The sequence below is a fragment of the Pseudomonas rhizosphaerae genome (assembly GCF_000761155.1).
GTDB lineage: Bacteria > Pseudomonadota > Gammaproteobacteria > Pseudomonadales > Pseudomonadaceae > Aquipseudomonas > Aquipseudomonas rhizosphaerae.
The window spans coordinates 3,130,978-3,154,849 of sequence record NZ_CP009533.1; the positions used below are offsets into that span (position 1 = coordinate 3,130,978).

General features: G+C 64.7%; 22 protein-coding genes. 8 read left to right on the forward strand and 14 right to left on the reverse strand.

Annotated elements, in window-relative coordinates; all coding sequences use genetic code 11:
* Positions 1–9 precede the first annotated feature (9 nt).
* On the reverse strand, positions 10–552 hold the full coding sequence (gene orn, locus LT40_RS13880; RefSeq protein WP_043191172.1) for an oligoribonuclease: 543 nt from the start codon (positions 550–552) through the stop codon (positions 10–12).
* Positions 553–647: 95 nt separating this feature from the next.
* Between orn and rsgA the strand changes: the two genes are divergently transcribed.
* Positions 648–1,679, forward strand: coding sequence for a small ribosomal subunit biogenesis GTPase RsgA (gene rsgA / locus LT40_RS13885; RefSeq protein ID WP_043191176.1), 1,032 nt, complete (start codon positions 648–650; stop codon positions 1,677–1,679).
* On the opposite strand, the gene LT40_RS13890 is transcribed toward rsgA, so the two are convergent.
* Positions 1,673–2,593, reverse strand: coding sequence for a LysR family transcriptional regulator (locus tag LT40_RS13890; protein ID WP_043191179.1), 921 nt, complete (start codon positions 2,591–2,593; stop codon positions 1,673–1,675). The genes rsgA and LT40_RS13890 overlap by 7 nt on opposite strands.
* A gap of 98 nt (positions 2,594–2,691) precedes the next feature.
* Between LT40_RS13890 and LT40_RS13895 the strand changes: the two genes are divergently transcribed.
* Both LT40_RS13895 and LT40_RS13900 read left to right on the forward strand, forming a co-directional pair.
* Complete coding sequence (locus LT40_RS13895) at positions 2,692–3,867, forward strand: aspartate aminotransferase family protein (protein WP_043193687.1); 1,176 nt, start codon at positions 2,692–2,694, stop codon at positions 3,865–3,867.
* A 184-nt stretch (positions 3,868–4,051) separates the two neighbouring features.
* On the forward strand, positions 4,052–4,519 hold the full coding sequence (locus tag LT40_RS13900) for a toll/interleukin-1 receptor domain-containing protein (RefSeq protein ID WP_043191181.1): 468 nt from the start codon (positions 4,052–4,054) through the stop codon (positions 4,517–4,519).
* A gap of 14 nt (positions 4,520–4,533) precedes the next feature.
* On the opposite strand, the gene motB is transcribed toward LT40_RS13900, so the two are convergent.
* The gene (motB, locus tag LT40_RS13905; RefSeq protein ID WP_043191183.1) at positions 4,534–5,568 is read right to left on the reverse strand and encodes a flagellar motor protein MotB; all 1,035 of its coding nucleotides are present in this window, start codon (positions 5,566–5,568) and stop codon (positions 4,534–4,536) included.
* Positions 5,569–5,571: 3 nt separating this feature from the next.
* Positions 5,572–6,423, reverse strand: a complete 852-nt coding sequence (gene motA, locus LT40_RS13910) for a flagellar motor stator protein MotA (protein WP_043191185.1) — start codon at positions 6,421–6,423, stop codon at positions 5,572–5,574.
* A 169-nt stretch (positions 6,424–6,592) separates the two neighbouring features.
* Here motA and LT40_RS13915 point away from each other — a divergent pair, with 169 nt between their 5' ends.
* From LT40_RS13915 to LT40_RS13930, 4 genes are all read left to right on the forward strand, one after another.
* On the forward strand, positions 6,593–8,113 hold the full coding sequence (locus LT40_RS13915; protein ID WP_237749263.1) for an HDOD domain-containing protein: 1,521 nt from the start codon (positions 6,593–6,595) through the stop codon (positions 8,111–8,113).
* Positions 8,114–8,156: 43 nt separating this feature from the next.
* Positions 8,157–8,972 carry a rhodanese-like domain-containing protein gene (locus LT40_RS13920; protein WP_043191189.1) on the forward strand — a complete coding sequence of 272 codons (816 nt, stop codon included), beginning with the start codon at positions 8,157–8,159 and terminating at the stop codon, positions 8,970–8,972.
* A gap of 9 nt (positions 8,973–8,981) precedes the next feature.
* On the forward strand, positions 8,982–9,881 hold the full coding sequence (gene asd, locus LT40_RS13925) for an archaetidylserine decarboxylase (RefSeq protein ID WP_052393433.1): 900 nt from the start codon (positions 8,982–8,984) through the stop codon (positions 9,879–9,881).
* 157 nt (positions 9,882–10,038) lie between these two features.
* Entirely contained in the window at positions 10,039–11,817 is a 1,779-nt protein-coding gene (locus tag LT40_RS13930; protein ID WP_043191192.1) for a hypothetical protein, read from the forward strand.
* Positions 11,818–11,829: 12 nt separating this feature from the next.
* On the opposite strand, the gene serB is transcribed toward LT40_RS13930, so the two are convergent.
* Positions 11,830–12,840, reverse strand: coding sequence for a phosphoserine phosphatase SerB (serB, locus tag LT40_RS13935; RefSeq protein WP_043191194.1), 1,011 nt, complete (start codon positions 12,838–12,840; stop codon positions 11,830–11,832).
* A gap of 132 nt (positions 12,841–12,972) precedes the next feature.
* On the opposite strand from serB, the gene LT40_RS13940 reads away from it, so the two are divergent.
* Positions 12,973–14,469, forward strand: a complete 1,497-nt coding sequence (locus LT40_RS13940; protein WP_043191196.1) for an AhpA/YtjB family protein — start codon at positions 12,973–12,975, stop codon at positions 14,467–14,469.
* A 78-nt stretch (positions 14,470–14,547) separates the two neighbouring features.
* Here LT40_RS13940 and LT40_RS13945 read toward each other — a convergent pair whose 3' ends face one another.
* The 9 genes from LT40_RS13945 to LT40_RS13985 form a co-directional block, all read right to left on the reverse strand.
* The gene (locus tag LT40_RS13945; RefSeq protein WP_043191198.1) at positions 14,548–15,249 is read right to left on the reverse strand and encodes a PqiC family protein; all 702 of its coding nucleotides are present in this window, start codon (positions 15,247–15,249) and stop codon (positions 14,548–14,550) included.
* 173 nt (positions 15,250–15,422) lie between these two features.
* On the reverse strand, positions 15,423–17,678 hold the full coding sequence (gene parC / locus LT40_RS13950; protein ID WP_043191200.1) for a DNA topoisomerase IV subunit A: 2,256 nt from the start codon (positions 17,676–17,678) through the stop codon (positions 15,423–15,425).
* Between the two features lie 7 nt (positions 17,679–17,685).
* Positions 17,686–18,210, reverse strand: a complete 525-nt coding sequence (locus tag LT40_RS13955) for a retropepsin-like aspartic protease family protein (RefSeq protein WP_043191202.1) — start codon at positions 18,208–18,210, stop codon at positions 17,686–17,688.
* The gene (locus tag LT40_RS13960) at positions 18,207–19,202 is read right to left on the reverse strand and encodes an esterase-like activity of phytase family protein (protein ID WP_420329691.1); all 996 of its coding nucleotides are present in this window, start codon (positions 19,200–19,202) and stop codon (positions 18,207–18,209) included. The genes LT40_RS13955 and LT40_RS13960 overlap by 4 nt, the downstream gene beginning before the upstream one ends.
* Positions 19,202–21,106, reverse strand: a complete 1,905-nt coding sequence (parE, locus tag LT40_RS13965; RefSeq protein ID WP_043191207.1) for a DNA topoisomerase IV subunit B — start codon at positions 21,104–21,106, stop codon at positions 19,202–19,204. Before parE ends, LT40_RS13960 begins: the two co-directional genes overlap by 1 nt.
* A gap of 35 nt (positions 21,107–21,141) precedes the next feature.
* The gene (locus LT40_RS13970) at positions 21,142–21,750 is read right to left on the reverse strand and encodes a YqiA/YcfP family alpha/beta fold hydrolase (RefSeq protein WP_043191208.1); all 609 of its coding nucleotides are present in this window, start codon (positions 21,748–21,750) and stop codon (positions 21,142–21,144) included.
* 82 nt (positions 21,751–21,832) lie between these two features.
* On the reverse strand, positions 21,833–22,648 hold the full coding sequence (gene cpdA, locus LT40_RS13975) for a 3',5'-cyclic-AMP phosphodiesterase (RefSeq protein WP_043191212.1): 816 nt from the start codon (positions 22,646–22,648) through the stop codon (positions 21,833–21,835).
* Positions 22,649–22,695: 47 nt separating this feature from the next.
* Complete coding sequence (locus tag LT40_RS13980; RefSeq protein WP_043191214.1) at positions 22,696–23,148, reverse strand: DUF1249 domain-containing protein; 453 nt, start codon at positions 23,146–23,148, stop codon at positions 22,696–22,698.
* Positions 23,139–23,756 (reverse strand): NUDIX domain-containing protein, encoded by a 618-nt coding sequence (locus LT40_RS13985; protein ID WP_043191215.1) that lies wholly within the window; start codon positions 23,754–23,756, stop codon positions 23,139–23,141. The genes LT40_RS13980 and LT40_RS13985 overlap by 10 nt, the downstream gene beginning before the upstream one ends.
* Positions 23,757–23,872: the final 116 nt, after the last annotated feature.

The following is a 23,872-nucleotide window of genomic DNA, read 5'->3' on the forward strand; positions in this document are numbered from 1 at the left end:
AGTCCGCGCTCAGAACTTGATGAAATGCTTGCGGTAGTGTTGCAGCTCGGCGATTGATTCGCGAATGTCGTCCAGGGCCAGGTGGGTACTGCCCTTCTTGAAGCTGTCCTTGACCTCGGGGGCCCAGCGTGCGGCCAGTTCCTTGAGGGTCGAGACGTCGAGGTTGCGGTAGTGGAAGTAGTTTTCCAGCTCACGCATGTGGCGGTAGAGAAAGCGGCGATCCTGGCAGATGCTGTTGCCGCAGATCGGCGACTTGCCCTTGGGCACCCACTGCTCCAGAAAGGCGATGGTCTGTGCTTCGGCCTGGGCCATGCTGACGGTGCTTTCGCGCACTCGCTGGGTCAGGCCCGAACTGCCGTGCTGACGGGTGTTCCACTCGTCCATGCCGGCCAGGATCTCGTCGCTCTGGTGGATGGCGATGACCGGGCCTTCGGCCAGGGTATTGAGGTCGCTGTCGGTGACGATGGTGGCCATTTCGATGATGACGTCGTGGTCCGGGTCCAGACCGGTCATTTCCAGGTCGATCCAGATCAGGTTCTGTGGGTTCTGCATGGGGGTCTCCTCGGCGTAGCTGCACAGTCTAGCGTAGCCGACCGTGCTAGTATCCCGCCTTTGTTCACGCCTGCAATCATCTACACGGAACACACATGGCCAAACGCCAACTGAACCGCCGCCAGAACTGGCGTATCGAAAAAATCCAGGGCGAGCGCGCTGCACGCGCCGCCAAGCGCGAGTCCCAGGCTCTGGAGACCCTCGAAGGCGGCGACCTGGGCCCCGAGCAAACGGGGCTGGTCATCGCCCACTTCGGTGTTCAGGTGGAAGTCGAGGCGCTGGAAGGCGAGCACGCCGGTCAGGTCTGCCGTTGCTATCTGCGAGCCAACCTGCCGGCGCTGGTCACCGGCGACAAGGTAGTCTGGCGGGCCGGCAACCAGGGCATCGGTGTCATCGTTGCGCAGCTGCCGCGCAGCACCGAACTGTGCCGTCCCGACAGCCGCGGGCAGCTCAAGCCGGTCGCGGCCAACGTCGACCTGATCGTCATCGTCTTCGCGCCCATGCCCGAACCCCATGCCAACCTGATCGACCGCTACCTGGTAGCCGCCGAACATGCGGGCATCCATCCCTTGCTGCTGCTCAACAAGGCCGACCTGATCGACGAGCAGAACGCACCTGCGCTCAACGCCCTGCTGGCGGTCTATCGGCAGTTGGGTTATCCGTTGCTGGAAGTGTCGGCGCATCAAGGCGATGGCATGCAGCAGCTGCAGGCACGCCTGGACGGCCACATCAGCGTGTTCGTCGGCCAGTCGGGGGTGGGCAAGTCGTCGCTGGTCAACAGCCTGCTACCCGAAGTGCAGGCGCGAGTCGGTGCGCTATCGGAATGGTCCGGCCAGGGCACGCACACCACGACCACCGCGCGCCTGTTCCACTTCCCGGGCGGCGGTGAGCTGATCGACTCACCGGGCATCCGTGAATTCGGCCTGGGCCACGTCAGTCGGGCAGATGTCGAAGCCGGTTTCATCGAGTTCGCGGACCTGCTCGGCACGTGTCGCTTCCGCGACTGCAAGCATGACCGTGAACCAGGCTGCGCCCTGCTCGGGGCACTGGAAGACGGCCGCGTGCAGCAACAGCGCATGAACAGCTACCGCTCGATCATCGCCAGCCTGACCCAGGACACCTACTGACCGGTCGTATCCTGCGGCCCCAGCGCCTGCACGATGTAGTCCACGAAGGCACGCAGCTTCGGCGAGCGGTAGCGGGCCTGTGGATAAAGCAGGTGCATGGGCCTGCCGGGTAGCGCATAGCGGGCCAGCACCTGGACCAGCTTGCCCCCCTCCAGGTCGCGTCGCACCAATACGTCGGGGAGCATCACCAGGCCCATGCCCGCCAAGGCGGCCTGACGCAACCCGGCGCTGCTGTTGGTCACTAGCCGTCCTCGCACCTCGACGCCGATCGACCCTTGCGGCCCCTGCATGGACCAGCGTTTCTGTGTACCGCGCCATTCGTCGCCCGGGTTGTACATAAACTGTAGGCATTGGTGCGCAGCCAGCTCTTCAGGGTGGCGGGGCGTGCCGTGGCGACGCAAGTAGTGCGGGGAGGCACAGATGCTCAATCGATAATCGTCCAGGGGGCGCGCGATCAAGGTCGAGGGCTCGAGATTGCCCAGGCGCAGGGCCGCGTCGAACTGACCGTCGAGCATGTCGTGCACCTGGTCACTGAGGCTGAGACTGACGCTGATCTGTGGATAACGCTCAAGAAACGCCGCCAATGCAGGGGCCAGGCACTCGGCGCCGAAGGTGGGCGGAGCCGTGATGCGCAACAGACCTTGAGGAGCCCCCTGGGTATGTTCGGCCCAGCGCTCCGAGTCGGCGACCAGGCCCAGTACTTCCAGGCAACGCTGGTAGTAGGCATGGCCTGCGTCGGTCACCTGCTGACGGCGCGTGGTGCGCAGCAACAAGGTCACGCCCAGGCGCTGCTCCAGCGCCTGCAGATGGTTGCTGACCATGGTCGTGGACAAGTCACACGCCTTGGCGGCCGCTGTCATGGTGCCCAGTTCCACCACTTTCACGTACACCTGCATCGCTTGAAACAGATCCATTATCCACCCCAGGTAAAAAGTGCATCCAGCTTAACGCCATTTATCCAGCCATGGTTGAAGCGAATACTGTCAGCTCATTCCTCGCCGAGATGCCCCTGATGAGCGCACATCACCTGATGCCCACCTATCAACCCTTGCCCCTGATGTTCAGCCATGGGCGCGGCACTCGTCTGTGGGATACGGCTGGCCGGGAATACCTGGATGCGCTGGCCGGTGTGGCAGTGACCAGCGTGGGCCACAGCCACCCCGACGTGGTGGCCGCCATCGCCGAGCAGGCCGGGCTGCTGCTGCACACCTCCAACCTGTACGCCATCGACTGGCAACAACGGCTGGGAGCGAAGCTGGCCGAGAAGTCGGGGCTGGCGCTGGCGTTCTTCAACAATTCCGGCGCGGAGGCGAACGAGACTGCGCTGAAACTGGCCCGTTTACATGGCCATAGCCGCGGTATCGCCAAGCCCTTGGTAGTGGTCATGGACAACGCGTTTCACGGGCGCACCCTGGCCACCCTGGCGGCCAGTGACGGCGCACACCTGAGCGCCGGGCTGGGCCAACTGCCGGGCGACTGCATAAAGATTCGCTTCGGCGACCTGGACGCGCTGGCCAATGTCACTCAGGCGTTCGGCCAGCGTATCGCGGCGGTGCTGCTCGAGCCGATCCAGGGCGAAAGCGGCGTGCACGTCGCCTCCACGGCTTACCTGCGCGCCCTACGGGAACACTGCGACAATCATGGCTGGTTGCTAATGCTCGACGAGATCCAGACCGGCATCGGCCGCACCGGCCAGTGGTTCGCCTACCAGCATGCAGGCATCCAGCCCGACGTGGTCACCCTGGCCAAGGCCCTGGGCAACGGCATCCCGATCGGCGCTTGCCTGGCCAGCACGACGGTGGGCCGCCTGTTCACACCCGGCAGCCACGGCAGTACCTTCGGCGGCAATCCACTGGCCTGCCGGGTGGGCTGCACCGTGCTGGACATCATCGAGCGCGAGCAACTGTTGGAGAACGCCACGCGCCAGGGCCATGCGCTGCTCGGGCGCTTGCGCAGCGAGGTCGGCAGCTTGCCTGCGGTCAAGGCCGTACGGGGCATGGGTTTGATGATCGGCGTGGAGCTGGATCGGCCGTGCCGCGAGCTGATGCAGCGAGCGGCACAGGAGCATGGCCTGCTGATCAACGTGACCCGCGGCACTACCATTCGGTTGCTGCCACCGTTGACCCTGGACGACGCGGAAGTGCAGCGCATCGTAGGCACAATACGCGCGCTGCTGCAGGCGCTATAGGCGTCGACTGTAAGAAAAATTACTTACAGAAGTAGGGATTGTCTCTTTTCAGTGACATCCCTTGCCGCTTAAACGGCATTGAACAATCTTTCAGCCTTCAGCACCCACGATGAAGGCTTTCCATGTCCGACTTGCCCGTCGCTTGCCTGCAACCCGCCCGACTCATCGCTGGCGGACGTCGGCAATGAGCGTGTTCATCGGCTACCAGCATGTCGACCATCCTCAGGCCTTGCGGATCAGGAAGCAGCTGCGCAGGGCCGGGATCGAAGTGCGCATGGACGTGATGGACTTCGAGTCGCTGACCACGCTGCACGTCACCGAGACGCTGACCGCGCACATCCGCGACTGTACCCACCTGATTCTGATGATGTCCCACAGCAGCGCACGACGCTGGTGGATACCGTTCTGCATCGGCGAGGCGACGTCATGGGACCGGCGCATCTGCCTGTATCGGCTGGGCGACCAGGCGCTGCCCGAATACCTGGCGCACTGGCCGACCCTGACCCGCACGCAGCAACTGGATTTCCTCATCGAGGCCTACCATCGCGAGGCGGCCATGCGCATGCTGGCAGGACGCTGCGAGACGTCGCTGCCGGTGCGCGCTCGAGATATCCACAGGGGCCTGCGCGAACGCATTGGCCGGGGGTTCTAGCAGGCTTCGTCGTCTCAGGGCGCAGGCTTGCCCGGCTCGACCAGCTTCGCCGAGCCGTCTTCGAACAGGTTCAGACGCTGGCGCAGCTCGCGTGGCTGCACCGGCGCGTTGGGATCGCCGATGGAGGCGCCCGGCGGATTGGCGGCCGGTGCCGCGTCTGGGGCGGAACTCCCAGGGGCCGGTTGGTCACCTTCGATGTCGCGCTGGGCCTTTTTGGTCAGCACCACGATGTCGATGCGACGGTTGATGGAGTTCAACGGATCCTTGCGATCGAACAGCGAGGACGAGCCATAGCCGACCACGCGGGCGACCTGGTCTTCCGGATAGCTGCCGGCCACCAGCGCGCGGCGCGCCGCGTTGGCGCGGTTGGACGACAGCTCCCAGTTGCCAAAGCCGCCCGCCGCGCTGCCGGCGTAGGGCTTGGCGTCGGTGTGGCCGCTGACGCTGATCTTGTTCGGCACCGCCTTGATGGTGTCCGCCATGGCCAGCAGGATGTCCTCGAAATACGGCTTGAGGCGCGCGCTGCCCACATCGAACATCGGCCGGTTCTCGGCATCGGTGATCTGGATGCGCAAGCCGTCCTGGGTGATTTCGAAGAGGATCTGGTCCTTGAATTTCTGCAGCTGTGGATTTTCGTCGACCTTGTTCTGCAGTTCCTGCAGCAACAGTTCGAGGCGTTCCTTTTCAACCTGCGCGGCCACTTGCTCAGCCTGTTCGGCCTGTTCGGCCGCGACCTGGGTCGAGGTCTCGGGCTTGGGCGGTGAGACTTCGACGTCCGGGTTCAGCGTGTGCTCGGGCGACAGCTGGGGCGAGCCTCCCAAGTCGATGACATAGGGCGTGCCGCTTTCGGAGAAGCCGATCGGGTCCTTGAAGTAGCCAGCGATGGCGATTTTCTGTTCGGGCGTGGCTTCGGACAAAAGCCACAATACCAGGAAGAACGCCATCATCGCGGTCGCGAAGTCGGCGAAGGCGATCTTCCAGGCGCCACCGTGGTGGCCGCCGCCAAAGCGCTTGACCCGCTTGACGATGATGGGCTGGTTGTTTTCCATGACTCAGCGACCGCGTACGGCTTGTTCGAGTTCGGCGAAGCTTGGGCGGTGCGCCGGGTACAGCACCTTGCGCCCGAACTCCACGGACAGCGACGGCGGCATGCCCGAAGCCGAAGCCACCAGCGAGGCCTTGATGGCCTCGTAGACGTTGAGTTCTTCCTTGGCATCGTGAGCCAGGCAGGTCGCCAGCGGGCCGAAGAAGCCGTAGGCCGCGAGGATACCCAGGAACGTACCGACCAGGGCCGCGCCGACGTGGGCACCGATAGCGGCCTTGTCGCCGTCGCCCAGGGACGCCATGGTCACCACGATGCCCAGCACTGCCGCGACGATACCGAAACCGGGCAACGCATCGGCGATGCCGGTGACCGCATGGGATGGATGCTCGAGCTCTTCCTTGAGGCTCAGCAGCTCCATGTCGAACAGGCCTTCGAGTTCGTGTGGCGCCATGTTGCCCGAGGACATGATGCGCAGGTAATCGCAGATGAACGCGATCATCTGCTCGTCCTTGAGGATGGTCGGGTACTTGGCGAAGATCGGGCTGGCGGCGACGTCTTCGATATCGGCCTCGATGGACATCATGCCCTCGCGACGACTCTTGTTGAGAATCTCGAACAACAGGCTCAGCACTTCCAGGTAGAAGGCGTGGCTGAAGCGCGACTTGAACATCTTCAGCGACTTCTTCAACACCTGCATGGTGGTGGGGCCGGGGTTGGCCTGCAGGAACGCGCCCAGGGCGGCACCGCCGATGATCAGCACCTCGAAGGGCTGCACCAGGGCCGCCAGTTGACCATGGGAAAGCACGTATCCGCCCAGCACGCTCGCGAACACGACAATGATGCCGATAATTTTAGCCATGGATAAAAAACACTTCAGAAGTCGGGTTCAAGGACGAAAAAGGTGATGTTGAATCTGTTGTTCTCCTTATCGGCAGAACTGCGCCAGACTATAGGCAGCGGTTTTCAAAAGCCAGTTTGGTCCGTTCGTGTAGTCGGCCTGCATTCAGGCATGCATCAGGATAAGCATAGTGTCCAACGCCAAGCCTCAAACCCTCGACACCTGGCTCGCATTGCTCGACGGCGTGCGCCTGCCGATCCCCAGGCTCTACCATGACAAGGTTCGCGCGGCGATCAAGGACAGGCGCCGCTCGCTGCGCGACATTGCCGACCTGATGCAGCACAGTCCGGCGCTGGTGCTGAGCGTGATGCGCGAGGCCAACCGGCATGCCGGCAGCAGTCTGGTGGAACCGGCGGAAAGCCTCGAAGTGGCGCTGAATCGGCTGGGCCTGGCACGCACCGAAGAGCTGTTGATGCGCCTGCCCGCCCAGGAGCCGCAGCAGATGCCCCTGACCCTGCGCCAATTGCAGATGATCAGCCAGCATGCCAGCCAGCAGGCTAACGGCCTGTTCGCGGCACGACTGGCTCGGCTGTGGCAGGAGATCCACTGGGGCAGCCTGCTGTTCCTGTCGCCGCTCTGGCCATTGGCAGCCACCCACCCCGAGCTGCTCGATGAATGGGAGCGCCGCGTCATCGTTCAGGGCGAGGCTGCGGCCAAGGTCGAGCAGGACCTGTTCGGCGTACCGCTGCTGGTGCTGTGCGAGGCCCTGGCACAGAAATGGCGCCTGCCGGCCTGGGTGCTGCACGGCTATCGACTGCTGCTCAAGGAGCGCCGAGCACTGGTGCAGGCGCTGCACATCGCCCGTGACAATCAGCACCGCCTGCGTCAGCAGCAGCAGCTGGACGACGAGCCGGCGTTGCGGCGCTGGCTGAACCAGCCTGCCAATACCATTCTGATGGCCAACGGTCTGGCCCTGGCCGCCCAGCATGGCTGGTTCACCCCCCACCTGCAGCGTTGGGAATACCTGAGCTGCCTGTACCTGCAGGTGCCGCTGGAACAGGTCCAGCAACAGGTTCATCAACAGGCGGTACACAGTGCCCGCGTGCACTGCGCTGCCGACCTGTGGCATCCGGCACGCAGCCTGCTGTGGCCACCGCAGCACAAGGGTCCGGCACACGACAGCGAGCCGGCGCCGGCACCGAGCGAAGAGGCACTGGCGAGCTGGCGGCGACTGTGCACGCAGCTGCTGGCCACGCCAACGCCTTTCAACAATGCCCTGCACCTGACCACTTGCGCCCGCGATGCGCTGCTGGCGTGCGGCATGCAGCGCGTGCTGTTGCTGATGGTCGACCGCAACCATGGCAGCCTGCGCGTGCACCAGAGCGCCGGGCTGCCCAAGGAGGTGGCGGCGCTGAGCCTGGGCATCGAGCACAGCAGCCTGCTGCAGCGGCTGCTCGCGCAGCCGACGCCGTTGCGCATGGGCACCGCCAACAGCGAGCAGTTGCAGGCGCTGTTGCCGGCCACCCTGCGTACGCTGTTCCGCGGCGAGCACCTGCTGCTGCGCTCCCTGGGCGTCGAAGGACGCGTGCATACGTTGCTGGTCGCCGACCAGGGCGGGCGGCCTTTCTCCGAGATCAGCGTGCAGGGCTTCGGCAAGACTGCGCAGTGCATCGAGCGCGCCCTGGACACCTTTACCAACCGCAGCCGTTGAGCCTTGCGCTACAATCGCCGTTCCGTTTCGTCTGGAGACCTGAATGCCTGACTTCTCTGGCCTGCCCCTGGTGATCGAGCCCGATGCGCTGAACGCCCGGCTCGATGCCGCCAACCTGATCGTGGTCGACCTGACCAGTGCCGCGCGCTACGCCGCCGGGCACATCCACGGGGCGCATTTCGTCGATCCCAAGCGTACCCAGCTGGGCCAACTGCCGGCACCCGGGCTGCTGCCCGGTCTGGCGGCACTGGAGCAGCTGTTCGGCGAGCTGGGTCACAACTCCCAGGCGACCTACGTGGTCTACGACGACGAAGGCGGCGGCTGGGCCGGGCGCTTCATCTGGATGCTCGACGTCATCGGTCATTCCCGCTATCACTACCTCGACGGCGGCATCCTGGCGTGGGAAGCCGCCGGCCTGCCGCTGAGCCAGGACACCCCGGCACGGGCCGGCGGCCCGGTGTCGCTCACCCTGCACGACGAGCCGACCGCCACCCGCGAATACTTGCAAAGCCGCCTGGGCGCCGCCGACCTGGCCATCTGGGATGCCCGCGGTCCGCTGGAATACACCGGTGAAAAGGTATTGGCGGCCAAGGCGGGGCACATTCCCGGCGCGATCAACCTGGAATGGACGGCGGCCATGGACCCGGCGCGACAGCTGCGCATCCGCAGCGATGCCGCGCAGCTGCTCGAGGGCCTGGGCATTACCGCCGACAAGGAAATCATCACGCACTGCCAGACGCATCACCGCTCTGGTTTCACCTATCTGGTGGCCAAGGCGCTGGGCTATCCACGCGTCAAGGGCTATGCCGGTTCCTGGGGCGAATGGGGCAACCACCCCGACACCCCCACCGAAGTTTAAGGACACACAATGAAAGATCGCCTGTTCATCATCAGCCAGTACCTGCTGCCCCATCACCTGCTCTCGCGCCTGGCCGGCTGTGTCGCCGAGTGTCGCTCGCGCTGGTTCAAGGATGCGTTCACCCGCTGGTTCGCCAAGCGCTACAACGTCGACATGTCACTGGCCCAGGTCGAGGACCTGAGCGCCTACGAGAACTTCAACGCATTCTTCACCCGTGCTCTGAAGCCCGATGCGCGCCCGCTCGACCCCACGCCCGGCGCAGTGCTGTGCCCGGCCGACGGCGCTATCAGCCAGCTGGGCACCATCGAGCACGGTCGCATCTTCCAGGCCAAGGGCCACAGTTTCAGCGTGCTCGAACTGCTCGGCGGCGACCCTGACAACGCGGCGCCGTTCATGGGCGGCGAGTTCGCCACCATCTATCTGTCGCCGCGTGACTACCACCGGGTTCACATGCCGCTGGCAGGCACGCTGCGCGAAATGATCTACGTGCCGGGACGCATCTTTTCGGTCAACCAGACCACCGCCGAGAACGTGCCCGAACTGTTCGCGCGCAACGAGCGTGTGGTGTGCATCTTCGACACCGAGCGCGGGCCGATGGCCATGGTGCTGGTGGGCGCGATGATCGTCGCCTCGATCGAAACCGTCTGGGCGGGCCTGGTGACACCGCCCAAGCGCGAACTCAAGACCTTTCGCTACGACGCAGCGGCACGTGCGCCGATCCATCTGGAAAAAGGCGCCGAAATGGGCCGTTTCAAGCTGGGCTCGACCGTGGTCATGCTGTTTGGCCCGGAACAGGTCAAGTGGGCTCACCACCTGGCCAACCTGTCGCCGGTGAACATGGGCCAGGGCCTGGGCCGTGCGGCAAGCTCCAGCGACGTGGCACCCGCCACGCCTTCTCCGGTCGTCTGAGCCACTCGCGGCGAGCACGGCGCAGCCTCGGCGACATCAAGGCTGCGACCGTTATCCAATGCTGTTAGAGTCTTTGCATACGGCCAAATGAATGGCCTGTCTTTTTTCATCGCTCAAGCCCTCGAGCGATGACCTGAGTTGAACCAGGAAACGACCGATGTCGCCACGCCCCCATCTGTTGTTGCGCGCCCCGACGCCATCGCAGTTGAGCCTGACCTTCTGCGAAGCGACCCCGCGCGACCTCAAACGCTGGATTGCCACGCTGCCCAAGGCCAATCTGGGGGAAACCGCCCGGTTGCTGTACCAAGGCCTGGGCGAGCTCAACCAGCTGCTCACGCCCAGCGACAATCGCCTGCAGTTGCTCGAACTGCTCAGGCCCGAGGTGTATTTCGTCTGCAAGCACCTGGAACGACACTTCCTCAACCAGTCGATCGTGCTCGATGAACGTTCGCGCAAGGTTGCCAACCTGTGCCAGGCACTGCAGAACCACCTGGCGATCGGCTACAAGCAGATCGTGTTGCGCATTTCCAGTACCTATTCGAAGGATCGTGCTTCAAAGGATCGCGCCAACCTGTTGGCGACCGCGGCGCAGCGTGCCCTGCATTGCCTGAATGGGCCAGTGATGCGCGCCAGCTTGCTGTACTGCCCGGTGCCCGATGGGGTATGGCTGGAGTTGCACCAGCTGTATCAAGCCGCTTCGGCGCATCAGTTGCAGAACGTTGCGATCAACGACCCGCTGGGCGCACCGGGCAGCACCTCGACGGTTCAGCAAAGCTATGCAGCCGCCTTGCTGCTGGGCAGTTCTCGCTGCAACCAGATGCGCCAGCAGGCGATCCTGCGCCTGGCCGAAGTGCTCGAGGCCTGGAGCCCCCTGGTCCGAGTGCAACCTGCCACCTTGGCTTCGAGCCTGTTCGCCATGGCGCCCGATGAAGACAGCCCGCCGCGCTACAAAACCCTGTATGGCGATGATCAGTTGCCGCAGCTGGTCGGCCTGGACCCGGCCGATCTGGTCCAGGCGATCAAGGCGTACCTGGACATGCCGATGGAGCAGCGCGCGCAGTCGCGCCTGATCCCCAGCAACTTCAGTATCGACCTGCTTCAGCATGTGGCGGCCGCGTGGGGCGACGTGGCCGAACGGACCTTCACCCGAACCCCGGGCCAAGGCAACCTGACGGTGTGCATCGGCATGAGCGCGCTGCATTACTACATCGGCGGCGAGCGCTCCTTCAGCGAGATCCTCAAACGCCCGGTGCTTTCGCAGAGCGCGCAATTCGTGCCAGGCGCGGCAACGCAATCATGGAGCAGGCCGACCGAAGGCGACCGGCACGGCGACTACGAGGAAATCCAGTACGACCTGCCCCGGGGCGAAGGCAGCAGCGCCAGTAGTGCATCCAACCACGATCAGCACTTCCCCACCTATGCCCTGCAAATCGTCAACCACAGCCCAGGCGGCTACTGCCTGGCATGGCCGCGGGAGGTTCCGCCGCAATTGCAGGCCGGTGAAATGATCGGCATCCAGGACAGCCAGGCCCAGGGCTGGAGCGTGGCCGTGGTGCGCTGGATCCGCCAGGTGCGCAGTGGCGGCACGCAGATGGGCATCGAGCTGGTGGCGCCCCATGCACAACCCTGCGGCTTGCAGCTGGTGCGCGTCAGCGAACAGAACAGCCAGTTCCTGCGTGGCCTGCTGCTGCCGGAGATCCGCGCCATCGACATTCCCGCCTCCCTGCTGGCCCCGCGCATGCCTTTCCAGGAGGGCAACAAGGTGATCATCAACAACCAGGGTGAAGAACAGCCGGCGGGCCTGGGGGCGCGGATGACGGGCACCGGCAGCTTCAACCAGTTCGAGTACCACTTGCTGGAGGTCGCCAAACCGGCAACGGCCACCGACGATGCTGCGCCGGAAGAAGACTTCGACTCGCTGTGGAAAGACCTCTGAGCAACCCTGTGCTCAGTCGCGACGACCGAGCAGGTACAGCACCGCGTCCAGACCCAATACGCTGATGGCCTGACGTGCCGACTGCCGCACCAGCGGCTTGGCGCGGAAGGCCACGCCCAGACCTGCAATCGCCAGCATGGCCAGGTCATTGGCGCCATCACCCACCGCGATGGTTTCGCTCAACTGGATATCGTGCTCGCGGGCCAGTTGCTGCAGCAGATCAGCCTTGCGCTGGGCGTCGACGATCGGCTCGACCGCCACACCCGTGCATTTGCCATCGACCACCTGCAGTTCGTTGGCGAACACGTAGGTGATGCCCAGGCGCTCCTGCAACTGTTTGGCGAAATACGTGAAGCCGCCAGAAAGAATGGCGGTTTTCACACCCATTCGGTTGAGTTCGGCAAACAGGCGCTCGGTGCCTTCGCTCAGGCGCAGTTGCGCACCGATGTCGTCGAGCACCGCAACGTCGAGGCCGTCGAGCAGTGCCAGGCGGGCCTTGAAGCTGGCGCGAAAGTCGATTTCACCGCGCATGGCCTGCTCGGTGATCGCCGCGACACGCTCGCCGATACCCGCCGCCTTGGCCAGCTCATCGATCACCTCGGCCTCGATCAGCGTCGAATCCATGTCGAACACGGCCAGGCGGGGCTGTCGGCGCTGCACCGACTCGGGCTGGTAGACGATGTCCAGATTCAGCGCGGTGCTGAGCTCGAGCACCTGCGTACGCAACTGCAGTGGCTGCTCCAGCGCACCCAGTAGGCCGAGCTCGAAACAGGCGTTGCCGCCCGCCGCCGCAGACAGACGCTCCAGGCTCGACAGTGCCAGGCCATGCTCGGCCAGCAAACTGACCACCTGCTGCAGGTCCGGGTCGCTGACCTGGCGGCCCATCATGCTGACCACATGGTCCGACGGCTCGGTGCCATCAGCGGTGCTGAAGCGGGTGTCGGCGGCCAGGGCCCCGCGCAGGGCGTCGACAATGCTCGGCTGCTCTTGAGCTGTGATGTTGATCAGGACGATTTCGCGCAAGAGGCACCCCGTTTCATGAAAAAAAACGCATTCTAACCACTTTCAGTGACCATCGGGCACAGGCAGCGCTTTGCCGCTCGGGGGGCGGTCGTTATACTGCGCGCCAACTTCACGGACAAAGAGCCGCGCTCAGTGAACCGGCCTACGCCAGTCAAAACCGACAACTTCTTCCTGCTGATCTTCCGAGCCGTGCGCCACCGTCGAGTGCCCCTGGCTTTGCGCATCGCATTCACCAACATCGTGCTGGTTGCCATTGCCCTGGTGATCTACGCCTGCGTGATGGGTCTGCAGTTCAAGCAGGCCATGCACGAGCAAGCCGATGCGGTAGGCCAGAGCCTGACCACGCAGACGGCCACGTCCGCCACCGAGCTGCTGGTGTCCAACGACATCCTCAGCCTCAATGTGCTGCTCAACAATCTGGCGAAAAACCCGCTGGTGGCGCACGCGGCGATTTTCAGTCCGGACAATCGCATCCTCGCCGAAGCCGGCCAGCGCCCCAAAGGTGGGCTGTTGGGACAAAGCCAGGGGTTGTACGAGACCAAGATCAATTTCCAGGATGCGCTGGCCGGACAGCTGCGCATCAGCCTGGACATGGACCAGTTCCAGCAGCCGCTGACCATCAGCCTGCAAAGCATGGGCGTGCTGGCCGGCATCCTGCTGGTGCTCGCCCTGGCCCTGAGCTTGCGCCTGGGTCGCTACATTTCCACTCCGCTGCTGCAACTGCGGGTCTGGCTGCGCAACCCGGACGAGTTCACCCCGGCCACCCAGCGCACCGACGAAATCGGCGATCTGGCGCGTCAGTTGCACGCGCAACTGGCACCGGAACCGCGCGAGCCCGAGGTCGAACCGGACGCCACCGACGAAGACGACGAGCCGCAAGCTGCGCTGCCCGTGCGCACCACCAAGCCTGGCCCGTTCCCGCCCGTTGCGGCCAAGCCGGCGAAACCGGCCATGCGTCAGATCCAGGCCGACGAAGACGAAGAAGACTTCGGCGACGACCCGTTCGCAGACCTGCGCGAGGCGCCGGTGGCCGTGATCAAGCAACCCACCACCGCCGTGGCCAAGGTGCACACCGACAGCGCCGTGCTGGCCGTGCAGCTGGGCGCCCAGGAGCAACTGCGTCGCCTGCCCAAGGCTCGTCTGGCGGAGTTGCTGGAACGCTACCACGACTGCCTGCAACAGGCCGCCTCGCTCTACGAGAGCGAAGTGCACACGCTCAACGACGGCAGCACGCTGATGCTGTTCCACAGCGAACACAGCGGTGATGACTACCTGACCAACGCCATCTGTTGCGGCGAACTGTTGCGCGCACTGGGCCACGCTTTGCAGATCGAGGTCGCCGACAGCGGTATCACCCTGCAACTGCAACTGGGCCTGGTGCTCAGCAACGAAGTGCATGGCTTGAACTCCATCGACCTGCTGCTGACCGAGTCGGCGCAGGATGCACTGGCGCTCTCGCAGCACAGCCGCAACCTGTTGCTGGTGGTGCGCGAGATCGGCGAAGACCCGCTGATCCGCCAGCGCGCACGCATTCGCTCGATCGCCAGTCCCGAAGGCGCCTGCTGCGTCGAGCGTCTGCTGGAGCCCTACCCGTCGCTGCTGGAACGGCAGCTGGCTCGGATCAGCTGATCGTCTGATCGTCTGATCGTCTGATCAATGCGCAATAAAAAGCCCGCATCCAGTGCGGGCTTTTTATTGGCTGTCGGTCTAGAAGCGGAACACTTCCAAATCGGTACGAATGGGCTTGGCCAGGGGAATCCGCGATTTCTCTTCATCACGGCGTACCTGCGCCGGTGCCGGCTTGCGCTCCTCGACCAGCGCCGGTTGATTGGCCAACGGCTTGAGCGCCGCCGTCAACTGCGCAGCCAGGCGTTGCAGCAATACGCCCTGCGCCTGGACCTGAGCCGCTGTGCCGCCGTCATGCTTTTCTTCCAGATGAACGATGCGGTTGTCGCGCACTTGTCCGCGGCGGTCCAGCACGCGCCACTGGGCATCGAGAATGGCCGGTTGGCGGCTGCCCGAATCCAGACGGGTAATCGACAGCAGTACCTGGGCATCGGGGGTGAAATTGGCCGGCGTAGGCGCCAGCACTACACGCTGGCTGTCCAGACGCCAGGCCACCTGGCGCAGTAACAGCTGGTCGATGTCGGCCGACAGGCTGCCGGCCCAGCGTCCGTCGGTGGACGCGCGCAAGCTGCCATCGGCCTGGCGCTGCAGCAGCGTTTCGCGCTGCAGGTAATCGGCCACGGAAACCGGCCCCAACAGCACGGCTAGACCGCGGCTTTCCTTGGGCAGCCCGGGGTTGCCGCTGTCGAGCTGGTACAGGGCCGCGGGTTGGTGCGTGCTGCATCCAGCCAGCCCCACCAGGCCGCTGAGCAATAAAATCACGGGAAGGCGCAACAGTTTCATCAGTTCATCCAGGCGGCTGCCACATGGCAACCACAGCAATACTTGGCCGAGTCGTCGCGGCGCTGCCGCTAGGCAGCGCCGCGAAAGGGCCTATCATCCGTGAATCCGCGCCCTGACTCCAGTGCTTGTCGGTCGAACGGCAGCAGCGCCGCCGTCCACGCACACAGGGACGATCACGGGTTTTCCACGACCAGGGCGTCGACGCGCTGGAAACCGCGCGGCAGCTTGTTGCCGCGGCGACCTCGCTCGCCACGGTAGTGCTCGAGGTCGTCGGGCTTGAGCGACAACGTGCGCTTGCCTGCCTGCAACACCAACGTCGAGCCTTCGGCAACGACCGCAAGGTCGGTGACGAATTCTTCACGGCTGGCGACTCGATCGCCGGGAATGCCGATGATCTTGTTGCCCTTGCCCTTGCCCAGCTGTGGCAAGTCGCTGATCTTGAACACCAGCAGTCGACCTTCGGTGGTCACCGCGGCCAGCCAGTTCTTCTCCCGGTCCGGCACGGCGCGGGGGTTGATCACCTTGGCGCCTTTGGGCAGGCTGAGCAGCGCCTTGCCGGCCTTGTTCTTGGCCTGCAGGTCTTCGCCCTTGACCACGAATCCGTAGCCGGCGTCCGACGCGATGACATACAGGGCATCGTCGTCGGGCAGCATCACGCACTCGAACGTCGCACCCGGCGGAGGCGTCAGCCGGCCGGTCAGCGGTTCGCCCTGGCCGCGGGCCGAGGGCAAGGTGTGGGCAGCCACCGAGTAGCTGCGCCCGGTCGAGTCGATGAACACGGCGAACTGATTCGAGCGCCCGGTCGCTGCCGTCTTGTAGCCGTCACCGGCCTTGTAGGACAGCCCGGTGGCGTCGATGTCATGCCCTTTACCGCAGCGCACCCAGCCTTTTTCCGACAGCACGACGGTCACCGGCTCGGTGGGCATCAGCTCGTTTTCCGACAGCGCACGGGCTTCGCTGCGCGCCACGATCGGCGAGCGGCGATCGTCGCCATAGGTTTCGGCGTCCTTGATCAGCTCGGCGCGGACCAGCTTCTTCAGCTTGGCCTCGCTGGCCAGCAAGGCCTGCAGCTTGGCGCGTTCCTTGGCCAGCTCTTCCTGCTCGCCACGGATCTTCATTTCTTCCAGGCGTGCCAGCTGGCGCAGGCGCGTGTCGAGGATGTAGTCGGCCTGGGTCTCGGTCAGGGCAAAGCGCTCGATCAAGCGCGCCTTGGGATGATCCTCGGTACGAATGATGTGGATCACTTCGTCCAGGTTGAGGAAGGCGATCAGCAAGCCGTCCAACAGGTGCAGGCGACGCTCGACCTTGTCCAGGCGGAACTGCAGGCGGCGGCGTACGGTGTTGACGCGGAATTCCAACCATTCGACCAGCAACGCGCGCAGGTTCTTCAACTGCGGGCGGCCGTCGAGGCCGATGATGTTGACGTTGACCCGGTAGGTCGACTCCAGATCGGTGGTAGCGAACAGATGCTGCATCAGCTCGTCGACTTCGACCCGGTTGGAGCGCGGAATGATGACGATGCGACATGGATGCTCGTGGTCGGATTCGTCACGCAGGTCGGCCACCATGGGCAGCTTCTTGGCCTGCATCTGTGCGGCGATCTGCTCCAGCACCTTGGCGCCGGAGACCTGATGCGGCAAGGCGGTGACGACCACGTCGCCGTCTTCCAAGCGATACACCGCGCGCATGCGCACCGAACCGCGACCGGTCTGGTAGATCTTCAGCAGCTCGGCGCGCGGGGTGATGATTTCCGCTTCGGTCGGGTAGTCCGGCCCCTGTATGTGCTCGCACAGTTGCTCGAGGGTGGCCTTGGGCTCGTCGAGCAGGCGCACGCAGGCGCTGGCCACTTCACGCAGGTTGTGCGGCGGCACGTCGGTGGCCATGCCCACGGCAATACCGGTGGTGCCGTTGAGCAGAATATTGGGCAGCCGCGCCGGCAGCACCGATGGCTCGTCCAGGGTGCCGTCGAAGTTAGGCACCCAGTCGGCGGTACCCTGGCCCAGTTCGGTGAGCAGCACTTCGGAATAGCGCGACAGGCGCGCTTCGGTGTAGCGCATGGCGGCGAAGGACTTGGGATCGTCCGGCGCACCCCAGTTGCCCTGGCCGTCGACCAGGGTGTAGCGATAGCTGAACGGCTGCGCCATCAGCACCATGGCCTCGTAGCAGGCCGAGTCGCCATGGGGGTGGAACTTGCCGAGCACGTCGCCCACGGTGCGCGCGGACTTCTTGTGCTTGGCGTCGGCATCGAGCCCCAACTCGCTCATGGCATAGACGATGCGTCGCTGGACCGGCTTGAGGCCGTCGCCGATGTGCGGCAAGGCGCGGTCCATGATCACGTACATGGAGTAGTTGAGGTAGGCCTGTTCGGTGAAGTCAGCCAGGGACCGGCGTTCTACGCCGTCGAGACTGAGATCGAGGGAGTCGCTCATGCAAGCCTCATCGTTTCGTGGTCTGGCGCAGCAGCAAGTTGCCGCCGCGCTGAGTGAATTCAAGTTGTTTCAGGGCGCTCATGCCCAACAGCACCTGGTTGCCTTCGAAGCCCGGCACCACCAGGGCGCGGACATTGCTCAGGCGGATGTCGCCCAATTGCAGGCTGGCGATCTCGGTGCGGTAGCCTTGGGTCTTGCCATTGGCGGTGGTGAGCAGCACCGGCGCTCCACGGGTCAGCTCGAGCTTGCGCGCCACGGCTTCGGGCATCGCCACATCGGTGGCGCCGGTGTCGAGCATGAACTGCACCGGCTGGCCGTTGATGAAGCCGCCACTGACGAAGTGTCCCTGGCCATTGCCGGCCAGCTGCACTTCCACATAGCCGTCGCCGTGCTGGGACACCGGCACGGCATTGGGATTTTCCCGACGCTGTTCCCAGTCGCCGAAGAACTGCGTGGCCAGGTACAACGCCGCGGCCCAGGCCAGCAGCATCAGCAGTTTGCCCGCCCGCTTGCCGGGTGCCGCCTGGCTCATGGTGCCGCACTCCAGCCACCGGCCGGGGCTGCGAAGCGCCAGACCACCGGACGGCGTTCGCCATCGGCGCGGGCCCATTGGTTGTTGTCGGTGCCGACCCAGGCGCCGTCGGCGTCCACGCTCAGCGCTTCGGTCAGGCCGTAGGGCGCATCATAGCGGCGCGCGGGCAACAGGGCTTCGGCGGCGAACGACCAGCAACGCTCGCGCTTGGCTGTGTCGGCGTTTCGACGGCAGATCCGGTAGGCATTGCGTTCCAGGGTGAACAGCTTGCCGTCGAAGTAGGCCAGGTCGGCGAAGTCGCGCGGCATGTTTCGCGTCCGCGGGACCTGGACCGGCAAGGTTTCCGCGCCGCCCTCGGCGAGCAGCACGCAACGCCCCTCGCAGCTCCAGCTCACCGGCCGCTTGCGGACAGCCAAGAGTCCACGTTGCTGACGTTCCGCCGCCAGCCACAACCGATCGCCAGCCGGGTTGACGGTCAGCCCTTCGAACAGGGCATTGAAGTGCAACAGCAGGTTGCTTGCGCGTGCCTGGCTGACCAGGGTCGGATCCAGTGGCAACCATTTAGGGTCGCCCGACACGGGAATCTGCAACACCGCGACGTGGGCTTCACTGACCAGGTATTGGTTGCCTTTGGCATCACAGCTGATGCCTTCGAAATCCAGGTCGCCGCCACGCACGAAGGACGCGGCCCAACTGCTCATGCGCAGACGGGTGGGCAGTCCGCTGGGCGGTACCGGCGGTGCCTTGAACGTTACGGCCTCGGCCTGCCAGTCAGGCTTCGTGGTATCGAGCCGATAGACCGTGCCGTCTTCGCGGTCCGAGACCGCCCACAGCGCCTTGCCGCACAGCGCCAGGCCGGACAGGTTGCCGGTGGGCATGCCGTCGACCGCGTGTTCGCCGAGCAAGGTCAGCTCTGCCACGGCGGGCTGCGTCGATGCCTCGGCCAGCACTGGCAACGCCAGGGCGAACAGGGCTGCCAGCAGCGCTGCGATCAAGCCAGCACCTCGGCCAGATTGCCCTTGGACTCGAGCCACGCCTTGCGGTCGCCCGCACGTTTCTTGGCCAGCAGCATGTCCATGATCTCGGTGGTGCCGGCGAAGTCGTCCAGGGTCAGTTGCACCAGGCGGCGGGTGTTGGGGTCCATGGTGGTTTCGCGCAGCTGCGGTGGGTTCATCTCGCCCAGGCCCTTGAAGCGCGTGACCTGCGGCTTGCCGCGTTTCTTTTCGGCCACCAGGCGGTCGAGGATGCCATCGCGCTCGGCTTCGTCCAGGGCGTAGAAAATCTCTTTGCCCAGGTCGATGCGGTACAGCGGCGGCATGGCGACATAGACGTGCCCGGCGTCCACCAGGGGCCGGAAGTGCTGCACGAACAGCGCGCAGAGCAGGGTCGCGATGTGCAGGCCGTCGGAGTCGGCGTCGGCAAGGATGCAGACCTTGCCGTAGCGCAGCTGGCTGATGTCGGCGGCACCGGGATCGACCCCGATGGCCACGGCGATGTTGTGCACTTCCTGGCTGGCCAGGACCTCACTGCCGTCCACTTCCCAAGTGTTGAGGATCTTGCCGCGCAACGGCAGGATCGCCTGGAATTCCTTGTCTCGCGCCTGTTTGGCCGAGCCACCTGCCGAGTCACCTTCGACCAGGAACAGCTCGGAGCGGGCCGGGTCCTGGCCGGCGCAGTCGGCCAGCTTGCCGGGCAATGCCGGGCCCTGGGTGATGCGCTTGCGCTCGACTTTCTTGCTCGCCTTGAGGCGGCGCCCGGCGTTGCTGATCGCCAGCTCGGCCAGCTGCATGCCCAATTCAGGATGCGCGTTGAGCCACAGACTGAAAGCGTCCTTGACCACGCCGGAGACGAAGGCCGCCGCTTCGCGCGAGGACAGGCGTTCCTTGGTCTGGCCGGAGAACTGCGCATCCTGCATCTTCATCGACAGGACGAAGGCGATACGCTCCCAGATGTCTTCGGGCGCCAGCTTCAGCCCGCGCGGCAGCAGGTTGCGGAACTCGCAAAACTCGCGCATGGCATCGAGCAGGCCCTGGCGCAGGCCGTTGACGTGCGTGCCGCCCTGGGCGGTGGGGATCAGGTTGACGTAGCTTTCCTGGACGCTGTCGCCGCCTTCGGGCAACCACAGCAGTGCCCAGTCAACAGCTTCCTTGTTGCCCGCCAGGCTGCCGCAGAACGGTTCGTCCGGCAGGCGGGCGAATTCGGTGACCGCATCGATCAGGTACGAACGCAGGCCGTCTTCATAATGCCATTCGACCTTCTCGCCGCTGCCCTTGTCCTCGAAGCTGACCAGCAAGCCCGGACACAACACCGCCTTGGCCTTGAGCACATGCTTGAGGCGGCTGACGGAAAACTTGGGCGAATCGAAGTATTTCGGGTCCGGGGCGAAGTACACGCTGGTGCCGGTGTTGCGCTTGCCGACCGTACCGATGACTTCCAGGTCGGTGGCCTTGAAGCCATCGGCGAAGGTCATCTGGTACTCGTTGCCGTCGCGTTTGACCCTGACCCGCACCTGATTGGACAGGGCGTTGACCACGGAGATACCGACGCCGTGCAGACCGCCGGAGAACTGGTAGTTCTTGTTGGAGAACTTGCCGCCGGCGTGCAGCTTGGTAAGGATCAGTTCGACGCCGCTGACGCCTTCCTCGGGGTGGATGTCGACCGGCATGCCGCGGCCGTCGTCGGACACTTCCAGGGAGTGATCGGCGTGCAGGATGACCTGGATCGACCGCGCATGGCCCGCCAGGGCTTCGTCGACACTGTTGTCGATGACTTCCTGGGCCAGGTGGTTGGGCCGACTGGTGTCGGTGTACATGCCCGGGCGCTTGCGCACCGGGTCGAGGCCCGAGAGGACTTCGATGGCGTCTGCGTTATAGGAGCTAGCGCTGGGATTGGCCATGGGGTCTCGTCGTCAGTCGTTCGTGAAATGAGTGGTCAAAGCTGGGCAAGGTCGACAGTGTCCAAGCGTTTGGCATCGATGCCAGCGAATGCCAGCAGCGCTGGCAACTTCTGCGCGAAGCCCTGGAAACCATGGTCGCCACCGTTTTCGATGTGCACGCTGCACGCCTGGTAGAACGCTGCAGCCTGGCGATAGTCGAGGGTTTCATCGCCTGTCTGCAGCCACACCTGGAGCCGCTCTGGGTCTGTGGGAGCCGGCACTTCCAGCTCGGCCAGGGCCGTGACGTGATCGCGGGTCAACTGCCAGCGCTCGCCGGTGTAATGATTGGTTTGTTCGCCCAGATAGCCATCGAACAGGCGGTGCGGATTGACCACCGGGTTGATCAGCAACGCCTTGAGGCCAAAGCGTGCGGCCAGGTGGGTCGCATAGTAGCCGCCGAGGGAGCTTCCCACCAGCAATGGTGCGTCGAGCTGCGCCAGTGCTGCTTCAAGTTGCGCGATGGCTTGGCGCGGATGGTGGTGCAGGGCCGGCGCGCGAAGCTGGTCGGCCAGGCCGATGCGTTGCATCAGGGCGCTCAGCTGGCGGGCTTTCTGCGAATCCGGCGAGCTGTTCAGACCATGAATGTAGAGGATCGAACCGGGCATGGGAGCCTCCGGGCATAGAGATGGCGCGCAGTTTACCTTGTCGGGGGGGTGGGCGGGCTATCGGTGTGTTGCTGATCCTGAATCAATACCCCGCCGCGTCCAGGTCCGGGGTGAAGGCAAATCCGGCCAGGCGCGAGACGCCGGTTTCGATCTGTCCGTCCGGCATCAGGCGCAGCCAGCGGTAGCCGGGCGCGCGGTCGTCCAGGGCGAAGTCCTCGCTGTGCGGCAGAAACTGAATGCAGGTCGAGGGCGATGCCAGCAGACGCAAGCCGTGGGCCTGACGGTCGATCGCCTGATGCACGTGCCCCCAGAGCACGCCCCGCGCCTGCGGAAAGCGTGCGAGCAGCTCGAACAGGGCCGGCGAATTGCGCAAGCCGATGGGCTCCATCCATTGGCTGCCGATCGGCACCGGATGATGGTGCAGACACACCAGGTGATGCTTGTGCGGCGCCTCGCCGAGCGACGTCGCGAGCAATTGCAGTTGGTCGTCGGCCAGATAGCCTGCCGCCGAGCCTGAGATGGCGGAGTCGAGCAACGTCACGCGCCAGGCGCCAATGTCCACCACCGGCTCCAGCCACCGCGTGCCCTGGGCGGCCTGCTGCATGACCGCGGGCTCGTCGTGATTGCCGGGTAGCCAGCGCATCGGCGCGGCAATCGCCTGGGCAGCCTGCGCAAAAGCCTGGTACGAGGCCAACGTGCCGTCCTGGGACAAATCACCGGTGGCGATGAGCAAGTCGATGCGTGGCTGTTCCATACGCACTTGGCCAAGCACGCGCGCCAGGCTCTGCCGTGTGTTCAGGCCGAACATAGCGCCGTCGGCCTCGGCCACCAAGTGGCTGTCCGAAAGCTGCACGAGCAGCACCGGGGTGTCGACAGCAGGGTCAGATGGGCTCGGCAAGGCCGTCTCCAGGCAAAGGCAACCGGTGAATCGGGGAAGATCGACGCTCAGCGTACCGCCTCGTACTCGTGCCCGCAGGCCAGGCAATGGCTGAGCCATTCACCGAGGAACAGGTTGAGCTGGGCCTTTTCGTCGGGTTGGTGCATGGCCTCGTTGGGATAGGGGTAGACGCTGCGAAAACGACGGGCATGCTCGGCGCTGATGACTTCGGCCATGCGCGCATCGTGGTACACCTGCACTTCCATCTGCGGCACCGGCAGCCACGGCAGGCTGTGCTCCTGGCGCACGCGCAGGGTGGTGGTGTACGGACAAGCCAGCAACACCTCGAGGGTCAGCACGCCGAGCATCTGGTCGGCCTGGGTCATGGCGATGCGGCGCGACAACTGCTGGCTGCGCATGTCCGGCAACAGGCGCATGAGGCGCGCATAGTTGGCCTCGCAGGCGGCCTGCAGACCGACCAGGTCGACGCGGTAGCGCTCGCGCAACGGACTCACGACCACAGCCCCCTGACTTCGTCGCGGTTCAGGGCCAGCCACTGGATGGCAATGATCGCTGCCGCGTTGATGATCCGACCGTCGCGCACGGCCTGCAGGGCATCGTCGAATGCCCAGACGTTGACGCGGATGTCCTCGCCCTCTTCTTCCAGGCCATGCAAGCCACCGGCGCCTTCGCTGCTGCAGCGGCCCAGGTAGAGATGCACGTACTCGTCGCTGCCGCCGGGTGACGGAAAGTACTTGGTGATGGGCCACAACGCCGCGATCTGCAACCCCGCTTCCTCATCGGCCTCGCGGTGCGCGACTTCTTCGGGGCGCTCGTCCTTGTCGATCAGCCCGGCGACCATTTCGATCAGCCAGGGGTTGTCGACCTTGCCCACCGCGCCGACCCGGAATTGCTCGATCAGGACCACTTCGTCGCGAGCGGCGTCGTAGGGCAATACGCACACGGCGTCGTGGCGCACGAACAACTCGCGGCTGATCTGCTTGCTCATGCCGCCGTTGAACAGCTCGTGGCGCAGGAACAGCTTGTCCAGTTTGTAGAAGCCCTGGAAACACAGTTCGGTCTTGTCGATCTCGACCTTCGCAGGGGTGGATCGGGATGAATCTGGCATGGAAAAAACCTCTTGCTCGTGCGTGCAGCTTGCAGCCATCGTAACCGCGATGCACCGGTATTGCAGCCCCTTTGAGGTGAAGTCGTGCGCCTCGGGATAGGCGGTTGGGCGAGCAC